This window comes from Azospirillum palustre (assembly GCF_002573965.1).
Taxonomy (GTDB): domain Bacteria; phylum Pseudomonadota; class Alphaproteobacteria; order Azospirillales; family Azospirillaceae; genus Azospirillum; species Azospirillum palustre.
The window spans coordinates 837,582-846,303 of sequence record NZ_PDKW01000040.1 but is presented as its reverse complement, the minus strand read 5'-3'; the positions used below and the strand labels follow the sequence as shown (position 1 = coordinate 846,303).

The following is an 8,722-nucleotide window of genomic DNA, read 5'->3' as shown; positions in this document are numbered from 1 at the left end:
CCCGGCATCCTGCTGGCGGTGGACGGGCCGGACCTCGACCGCTTCGTCGCCGCGGCGGTGGAGGCCATCGGCGGCAGTGCGGCCTCGACCATGCTGACGCCGGGCATCCATGCCGCCTTCGACAGCGGCGTCGCCAAGCTGGCCGGCAGCGGTGCCGTGACGACGCTGGCCCGCGGTCTGGCCTGCAGCGGGCCGAACCAGGCGCAGGCCGCCTTCTTCACCACCACGGCGGACGCCTTCCTGGCCGACACGGAGTTGCAGGAGGAGGTGTTCGGCGCCGCCTCGCTGCTGATCCGCTGCCCGGACGTGGCGGCGATGACGGCGGTGGCGGAAAGGCTGGAAGGGCAGCTGACGGCGACCTTGCAGATGGACGGGGAGGACAAGGCGGCGGTGGCCGGGCTGATCCCGACGCTGGAGCGCAAGGCCGGGCGCATCCTGGCGAACGGCTGGCCGACGGGGGTGGAGGTCTGTCACGCGATGGTGCATGGCGGCCCGTTCCCGGCGACCTCCGACCCGCGCAGCACCTCGGTCGGCACGCTGGCGATCCGCCGTTTCCTGCGTCCGGTCTGCTACCAGGACATCCCCGCCGACCTGCTGCCGGAGGCCCTGCGCGACGGCAACCCGCAAGGGATCTGGCGCCGGGTCGATGGGGAATTGGGGCGCGCCTGACCGTCTGTCGGGACGGGGGGCAGTGGCAAATCAGCCCCTGCCCCGCCGCTCCATCGCAGCGCGCAACAGGGCGGCGAAGCGGAAGGGTGCGTGCAGGGACTTGCTGTAGGGCAGCGTCGCGAACCAGCCGAGGACGAGGCCCAGATGGACCAGCAGCAGCGGTCCCATCGCCGCCGTCTCGCGCAGAGCCAGCAGACCCAGGCCGCTGGCCGCCACCAGAAACAGCAGAGCCAGCAAGGCGCAGTCCGCACCGGTGAGGCTTGCCGCCACCGGTGCGGGATCGGCGCGCAGCTTCAGTGAAGCCAGCCCTGCCGTGCCGATCACCATGCCGACCCCGCCAAGGCTGCCCAGCAGGACCGGCAGGCTTGTCAACGGATAAGGCGCCGGCCACCCCAGAAGATGGTCATAGACGGTCGCCATGCTGGTCGAGGCGAAGCAGAGCATCACCCCGTAGAACAACGCATGATGGAAGCGGCGACGCGCCTGGGAAAAGCCTTCATCCCGGTCGTTGCAGCCGGCCCCGCCGCCGCCGAGATTGCGCAATGTGGCGGCGTCGGACAGGGCATCGCGCAGCGCCGGCAACAGCGGCACGCCGGCCGGCGCCGGCCCCATGCCGCGCCAGAAGGATGCGACGCTGAAGCCGATGGCGAGCAGCGACCACAGCATCACCCCCCCGGCGACACCGGCAATAACCCGCCACGGCACCAGCCGGTAGAAGGCGCCGGGCCCCGACTGTCGCCCGAACAGCGTCTCCGGCGGAACCCACAGCAGGGCCGGAACGACCACGAGGGCGACCGCCGACAGGACGACGGCAGCCATGACGGCAACCGCGGGCCATCCCGCATGGGGCAATCGTCCCCTGAGCAGCGGCGGCCAGACATGGTCGCGGTAGGATTGCTGCCGGACCAGGCTCAGGCTTTTCGGCAGGTTGAGGTCGAAGGCGTGGGGCGGCGCGTATTGGCAGGCATGATGGCAGGACCGGCAGTTGTGGCAGAGGTTGGACAGGAAGGTCAGATCCTCCGCCGAGACCAATCGCCGCGATTTCAGCGCGGGGAAGACGGCGCAGTAGCCGTCGCAGAACTGGCAGGCGTTGCAGATGTCCAGCGCCCGGCGGGCCTCCGCGGCGATCCGTTGGGTATCGTCAGCGCAGGGCATGAGCTGCGGCCTCCCGACCGGCGATGCGGCCGAACACGGCGCCGATGGTCATGGCGCTCCCCGCCAGATAGCCAGTTCCCAGGATGTTGGGCGCCATGATGACTCCGGCGGCATGGACTCCGTCGATGGCCGTCCCGTCCGGCCGCAGCACACGTGCCCGCCCATCGACCCGCACCCCCAGGCAGGTGGAGGTGATGCCGGCCCGAACCGGGTAGGCACCGAAGGGCGGAACCGTGATCGGCGCGGCCAGCCGGGTTTTCGGTGGATGGATGCCCGCCGTCGTGCCGCCGGTGACCGCAGCGTTGAAGGCCGCCACCGTGGATTCCAGCACCGGCGGACAGATGCCCAGAGCCGAGGCCAGCCCGCCGACGCTGTCCGCCTGGATCGCCGGGAAGATGGAGGGCCGGAACCGCTCGGCAATGGCGGAATCGAAGACCGAAAAGGCGACGGCACCGGGGCTGCGGGCCACCAGTTCCCCCCAGGCCGTGTAGCGCGACGGCCCGACGACCGCCCCTTCGTCGGCGAAACGCCGGCCGTCCCGATCCACGACGATGCCATGGGGAAGCCCATCCAGCCGCGTGACGATGCCGCCGTCGAACGGCGGAGCGCGGCCATCCACCGCCACCATATGACAGTGGTCCGCCGCCCCCACCGGGTCCGCCCCATCCTCCAGCAGCGCCTTCAGCGGGACGCCCGTCGCATGCGGGGTGCCGCGGATCGTGAATTCGCCGGCAGCCCCACCCCACTGCTGCCGCAGCCAGCCGAGATCGGCCTGGAACCCGCCGGAGGCGACGACGAGCGCTCCTGCCCGGATGGGGATGTCCGCATCGCCGACGGTGACGGCCGGCGGCCCGTCCCGCAGATGCAGGGTGCGCACGGCGCCGTCGTAGCGGACGACGACGCCCAGCGCTTCCGCCGTGGCGTAGAGCGCATTCATCAGGGCCTTCCCCCCGCCCAGGAAGAAGGCGGTCTTGCGTGAATAGGGCAGGACTTCGTCGGTGCCGCGGTGAAACCGCACGCCGTTGCCGGTCAGCCAATCGACGATGTCGGCACTGGCGTCGATAAATTGGCGCGCCAGCTCGTCATCGGCGGATTTTACGGCAGCCCCGGCCACCCGTTGCAGGTCGGCATGGTAATCGTCGGCCGGATAGCGCCCCCGCACCCACGCTGTCGGTGCGCCGTGCATGACCCGCATGTTGCGGGAGTGGCGGGCGTTCCCTCCGCGCAGCGACTTGGATGCGGCCTCCAGCAGCAGGACCGACGCACCGGCCCGGCGGGCCGCGATTGCGGCGCAGAGCGCCGCGTTGCCGCCGCCCACCACCAGAACATCGCAGTCGCACGAAACACGGGTCATCGATCCGTCGCAGCAGAAGGCGGTCCGCCCCCGGTCTGCCGGACGAAGCCTGGAAAACATGGCTTTAGCGCCGGACGGCATCGCATGGGAAGAGCCGGCACCTGCGACACAGCGCAGCGGGACGATGGGCTGTGTCGCCTTGTTAAGGCAAAATTGGTTTTCCATAAGCCATGCTTGACTCCTGCACGGATTTTGTGTGCAGTGCAATATAATCCCCGCTCATGAACCTGGACGGCCGCCCGCCGGATCGAGGCGCCCAACCGAGGTCGCTCCCCACTCCATCACGGCTGGAGTTGTCATGATCGAGTTGATCTTCGTGGTTTGCCTTGTTTCCAGTCCGGATCGCTGCACCGTCGAACGCCCGCAATTCCAGGAGCCATTCGTCAATGCGATGGCCTGCTCGCGCACCGGCCTGTTCCGGGCCGCCGAATGGGCGGAGCAGCACCCGAAATACACCGTGCGCCGCTGGAAGTGCGAACCGCGCCAGATCTGACCTCACAGGATCCGGTGGCTCCATCGCATCTCCTCGAAAGAGACCCACCTCTTTTGAGCCCCCCAACTTCATCCGTATCCATGATTGTTATATGTGACAATCATGGATGGTCCATGGGCGCAGACCCATGGACAGGGATGGAAGGGGTTTGGGCATGCCTGTTCGCATCGCGTTCATCCTTGCCGCGGCATTGCTGTCGGCTGCTCCGGCAGCCGCCGGCCCGGCCAACGACTACCCCACGGCGGCGCGGGCCGATTACGTGATCGCCTGCATGGCGTCGAACGGGCAGTCGCACATCGTCATGGAGAAATGCGCGTGCAGCATCGACGCCATCGCCGACCGCATCACCTATGACGACTACACCGCTATCGAGACGGTGAAGGTGATGGCCGACCTGCCGGGCGAGCGGGCCGGACTCTTCCGCAGCTCCGGATGGGCCAAGGACCTGATGGACCGCTTCCGCCAGGCCCAGGTCGCCGCCGACCGCCAGTGCTTCTGAGCGCGCAAGTGTTTCTGAGGGAAGGCTACAGTGCCGGATCGCCCTTGGCGGCAGCGGCTGTCAAAGGAACGCTGTGGGTGAAGGTGGCGCCCTTGGTGTCCTGCGCGACCACCTCCAGGCTGCCGCCACCGGTGGGTAGGAAACTGAAGCGCAGGTTCGGGTCCTCGCTGATGGAAATGTCGGTGTCCGCCTCCAGCACCGTCCGGCCGCCGGCACGGATGAGGATCGACTGGATATAATGGGCGGGAATGTAGGTACGGCTGACCTGATCGAACTGAAGCCCGCTGCTGTTGGGGTGGCTGACCATGACCTGGGCGGTGGCGGGGCTGCCGGGGGACAGCGCTTCCGGAAGCTTCACCTTGATGCGGCCGAGACGCGCCATCGCCTCCTGCGGGTCCTTGACGGCGGGGGCGGAGCAGCCGCCGGCGGCCTTCACGTAGACCGCCGTCATCAGCAAACGGCCGTCCTGCGTCTCGCCCACCGCATGGAGGTTCGTGTATTCGTTGACGCGCACGCGGGTCTCGATGCCGCTGCCGGCGCTGGCCGGGCCGAAGCGGAAGGTGGCGGCCAGCGGCACCGGGTTCTTGTCGACCAGCAGGGACAGCGATTTCAGGCGAAGCGACGGCTCCACCTCGATCCGCACCGGGACCAGGGCCGCGTCATGGGCGCGGGCCGGCGCGTCGATGCGGATGAGGGTGCCCGCCTCCTCGATTGGGCGGTCCTTGAAATACATGTCGTGCAGAATGTCCCAGCGCGCGGCATCCTCCGCCGCATCGGTGGCGGCAAGACCCGGCATGGACAGGACGATCAGGAGGCCGGCCAGCAGCCCCATCGGCGGATATCGCATCATCGCTCCCGCTCCTATTCCCATTCCAGTTCGGCGAAGGTCGCCGTGACGTTGCGCGGGTTGTATGCATCGAACAACAGCCAGCGCTCCCGTTCCTCCTCCGCCACATGGGCGACGGCATCCTGGATGCCGCCACCCGCCGTCAGCACCCGGCGCACGCCCTCCACCAGCACTGTCAGGTAGCGCCGCTGGGCATCCAGCGCTCCCGGCCAGGCCACGCGGACGGGCCCATGGCCGGGGACGGCACGCACCGCCGGCACCCGCTCCAGCCGGTCGATCACCCGAAGCCAGCCCATGGCATTGCCGTCGACCGCCGGAACATGGTCGACGAACAGCAGGTCGCCCGTGAACAGCGTTCCCGTCTTGCGGTCGAAGACGGTCAGGTCGTTGTTGGTGTGCGCGGTCGGATAGGCGGTCAGCACAAGGATGCGGTTGCCGAGGTCGACCCGCACGTCTTCGGCCACCGGCCGGTCCACCCGGACTGGGGCGATTCCGGCCGCCGCTTCGGAGCCCAGCTCCTCGGTCAGCCGTTGACGGTAGATTTCCTGGCGGGCAGCCAGCGCGTCGCGCAGGTTGGCATGGCCGGCGATGGGCACGCCGGCGAAGGCGGCATTGCCGAAGATATGGTCGGGATGCATGTGGGTGTTGATGACGATGACCGGTTTCCTGCCGGTCCGCGCCGCAATGGCCTCGCGCAGACGCACCCCCAACTGCGGCGTGCCGCCGGTGTCGATGACCGCGACGAAGCTGTCGCCGACGACGAAGCCCATGTTGGCCGTATCGCCGGCGTTGTCCGGCGCCGGTTCCGCAATGGCTCCCTGGTGGACGAAGACCCCGGGCGCCACTTCCGTTACCGGCAGAGGCTCCGCCGACGCAGGCAGAGCTGCGACGAGGAGGCGTAGCACAACGCCGCCGACCTTGAGGCCGATGGCGGTCCTCATGTCCGTGTGCCTTTGCAGTCGGCATCCCGGTCCTCCAGACGATGGGCGAAGAGGCTGGCGACGGTCAGGTCGGCGGAGGTGCCGGGGTTGATGCCCTGCCATTTCAGGCGCGCATCGAAGACGAACAGATGCTCCCGCCGGATGGCCGCCGAGGATACCGCAGCGACCTGCCGGTGCACCTCGCGGGCTTCGGACAGCACGGCCGTGGCGCGATCCTCCCCATGCTTGCGCAGGATATGGCTGTCGGGGAAGGCGGTCAGGAACTCCAGATAAATGGCCTCCGCGAGCGTAACGGCGTCGCTGTCCGGCATCGACCGGGCGCGGGCAACGCCGATGTCGAAGACGTCCCGAAAGCCGTCGGCATATTGGGCGGCGATGCGGTCGCGCGACCGGGCCGCCGCCATGGCGGTGCGCAGATCCCCCCTCGCCGGGCCGGCGACGTCATGCTCCGCGGCACGACCGAGCCCGCCGGGCGATGCGAGGCGGATCGCCTCGAAGGCTGCCTCAGCATCCTCCACCGTCAGCACAGCCAGCACGGCGGCCAGCCTGTCCCGCAGCGGGCGCCTTTCTGGCATCTCGACGGCGCGGGCCAACGGGGCGCACAGCAGCAGGATGCCCAGGTTGGTATTGCAGCCAACCGCCCTGCGGGTGGCCTGCACCGCCCGCAGGATGCGGTCCCCGACCGGGGCACCGGAGCGGGCGATCTCGGGCGCCGCGGCTTCCGCCGACAGAAGGAAGTCCTCCACCGTCATGCCATGGCCGGCGGCATGCACATGGACGTTGCCGGGCTTCAGCGCCATCATCTCCGCCCGGCAGACGGCCATGAACAGTTCCGCGGTCGCAGCGTTCATCCCGCCGTTCCCGCGCCCTCCGCCCCACCGAAGGACCGGTCGAGCATCTCCGAGGCAAGATGCCCGCCGTGGAAGCTGCGGCCGCTGTCGAGTGCAGTGACCACCACGCGCGCCGGGGCGAACAGCAGCGGGTCGATGGCGTAGAAGTCCTTGTTCACCGTGGCGAACACCTCGGCGAAAGGGCGGCCGTAATCGCGGGACTCCGTGCTGGGCAGGCGTTTCGCCAGATCGGCGGCGGCATCGTCGGGTCCGGTGACGAAAAGCTGGACGGTGCCGCCGAACAAGATGGCGTCGTTGGTCCGCCCCATCGCCTCGACGAAGCCTTTGCCGGGCGGCGGCAACGGGGCGACGCCGATGCCGTCCACGACATGGCCGAGCGGGAAGCCCAATGCGTGCACCTTGTGCATGGCGACTTCCAGCACGCGGGCAACGATCTGCACCGTGCCGGCGAGGCTGGCCGTCGGCGTCAGCACCAGCGTCAGCCGCTCCGCCGCCACCCCGCACCCGGCGGCAATCCGTTCGACCAGCGGCGCCGGCGGGACGGTGCCGCTTTCCAGCACCAGCACCGCATGGTCGCCGCTGTCCGTGTAGCCCAGCTCGTCGAACAGCGGTTCCTTGCGGGCGAGCGCACGGCCGGGACCGGAACCGAGCGCGAAGAAGGAGCCGCCCTCGTCCTTGTGCGACAGGCTCCACCCGGCATATTGGCTGCCGAGGCAGGCCAGCACCGGATCGGTGCTGTGCACCGCGACCTGGACGGGCCAGCGGTCCGACCGGGTGTCGGCCTGGAGCGTCACGCGGCCGAGACCGCCCATGCACAGCTCGGCGATGCGGCGTCCGGCTTCCAGCCCACCGGGATGGGCCATCCCGCCATCGACGATGGTGGCGCCGGCCACGCGGTCGATGCCGAGCCGCAACCGCACCACATCGGCGACCAGAGCGGCGGCGAGCGGAGCGGACAGGGCCGACAGGCTGGGGCGCCCGGTCGGCGCATGTTGAGTCATGATTTGCCCTTTCCGGCAATGGTCCGCGCCGCGTCCATCGCATCCTGGAAATCGAAGGCAACGGCGGTGCCACCGGTCTGCATCCGCTCCAGCAGATGGTGCTGGACCTTGAACTTGACGTTGCCGATGGCGAGAGCGCCGATGCCGACCGCGTTCGGTTGGGCAGGCAGGGGTGCGCCGTCATCCTGCACGCCGATACCCTCCACACCGGCCGGCGGCACGGCGTTGATGTCGGCGGCGACGCGCAGGCGCTTGGCCGTACGCAACTCGTCGGCGGTCAGCACGGTCACCCCCGCCTTGCCGCAGGCCAGCACGACCTCCGCCCGCTCCATCAGCGCGGCCTTGCCGCCGGCCGATGTGTCGGCGCAGGACAGCGTGACGCCATAACGCCGGCCGAACTCCTCCGCCTTGCCCTCCACGGCCGACACGCCGCGGTGGCTGACCAGGGTGACTTGGCCGCCGGCCTGGGCGGCGATCAGTCCGGCGATCCCGCCGACGACGCCGGTGGCGCCATAGACCTGGACATCCAGGCCGGTCAGGCCCTCCACCCCCAGCCGCCGCAGCGCACGTTCGGCCACGGCGACCATGGCGGCGGCGGTGGTGAAGGCGCCCGACGGGTCGGCGAAGACCGAGATCCGGAAGGGCGGGAACATCGCCTTGCGCGCGACCTCCTGCATGTCCAGCGCCATCGCCGCGTCGCGCCCGCCGATGAACAGGCCGGTGCGCGCCGCGTTCTTCGGATCGCGGGAGAACATGGCGTCCTGCGTCAGCGCCTCGACCTGCGCGGTCCCGATGCCGGTGTAGGGGACCACCGTGTCGATGCCGGCATCCACCGCCATGTTGACGTCGAACGGGCTGACATTCTCCAGCGGCGTGATCATGTGCAGCACATAAGGGGCGCCCATGCCTGTC

General features: G+C 69.4%; 10 protein-coding genes. 3 read left to right on the top strand and 7 right to left on the bottom strand.

Annotation, left to right across the window (positions count from 1 at the left end):
* Positions 1 to 669: aldehyde dehydrogenase family protein (locus CRT60_RS37045; RefSeq protein WP_475369089.1), on the top strand; the 669-nt coding region annotated here is incomplete at its 5' end.
* A gap of 30 nt (positions 670 to 699) precedes the next feature.
* Here CRT60_RS37045 and tcuB read toward each other — a convergent pair.
* The gene (tcuB, locus tag CRT60_RS13675) at positions 700 to 1,824 is read right to left on the bottom strand and encodes a tricarballylate utilization 4Fe-4S protein TcuB (RefSeq protein WP_098736913.1); all 1,125 of its coding nucleotides are present in this window, start codon (positions 1,822 to 1,824) and stop codon (positions 700 to 702) included.
* A complete protein-coding gene (gene tcuA / locus CRT60_RS13670) occupies positions 1,811 to 3,178 on the bottom strand; it encodes an FAD-dependent tricarballylate dehydrogenase TcuA (protein ID WP_098736912.1) in 1,368 nt (455 codons plus the stop codon). Before tcuA ends, tcuB begins: the two co-directional genes overlap by 14 nt.
* 298 nt (positions 3,179 to 3,476) lie before the next feature.
* Here tcuA and CRT60_RS13665 point away from each other — a divergent pair, with 298 nt between their 5' ends.
* Together CRT60_RS13665 and CRT60_RS13660 are read left to right on the top strand one after the other, a co-directional pair.
* Entirely contained in the window at positions 3,477 to 3,671 is a 195-nt protein-coding gene (locus CRT60_RS13665; protein WP_098736911.1) for a hypothetical protein, read from the top strand.
* A gap of 154 nt (positions 3,672 to 3,825) precedes the next feature.
* Entirely contained in the window at positions 3,826 to 4,170 is a 345-nt protein-coding gene (locus CRT60_RS13660) for a hypothetical protein (protein WP_098736910.1), read from the top strand.
* Positions 4,171 to 4,195: 25 nt separating this feature from the next.
* Here CRT60_RS13660 and CRT60_RS13655 read toward each other — a convergent pair whose 3' ends face one another.
* The 5 genes from CRT60_RS13655 to CRT60_RS13635 are packed head-to-tail and all read right to left on the bottom strand — an operon-like array spanning position 4,196 to position 8,715.
* On the bottom strand, positions 4,196 to 5,020 hold the full coding sequence (locus tag CRT60_RS13655) for a quinoprotein dehydrogenase-associated SoxYZ-like carrier (RefSeq protein ID WP_098736909.1): 825 nt from the start codon (positions 5,018 to 5,020) through the stop codon (positions 4,196 to 4,198).
* Positions 5,021 to 5,031: 11 nt separating this feature from the next.
* Positions 5,032 to 5,958, bottom strand: coding sequence for a quinoprotein relay system zinc metallohydrolase 2 (locus tag CRT60_RS13650; protein WP_244592474.1), 927 nt, complete (start codon positions 5,956 to 5,958; stop codon positions 5,032 to 5,034).
* Complete coding sequence (locus CRT60_RS13645; RefSeq protein ID WP_098736908.1) at positions 5,955 to 6,809, bottom strand: triphosphoribosyl-dephospho-CoA synthase; 855 nt, start codon at positions 6,807 to 6,809, stop codon at positions 5,955 to 5,957. The genes CRT60_RS13650 and CRT60_RS13645 overlap by 4 nt, the downstream gene beginning before the upstream one ends.
* Positions 6,806 to 7,810: a methenyltetrahydromethanopterin cyclohydrolase gene (mch, locus tag CRT60_RS13640; protein WP_098736907.1), complete on the bottom strand. Its 1,005-nt coding sequence runs from the start codon at positions 7,808 to 7,810 to the stop codon at positions 6,806 to 6,808. Before mch ends, CRT60_RS13645 begins: the two co-directional genes overlap by 4 nt.
* Positions 7,807 to 8,715, bottom strand: a complete 909-nt coding sequence (locus tag CRT60_RS13635; protein WP_098736906.1) for an NAD(P)-dependent methylenetetrahydromethanopterin dehydrogenase — start codon at positions 8,713 to 8,715, stop codon at positions 7,807 to 7,809. The genes mch and CRT60_RS13635 overlap by 4 nt, the downstream gene beginning before the upstream one ends.
* Positions 8,716 to 8,722: the final 7 nt, after the last annotated feature.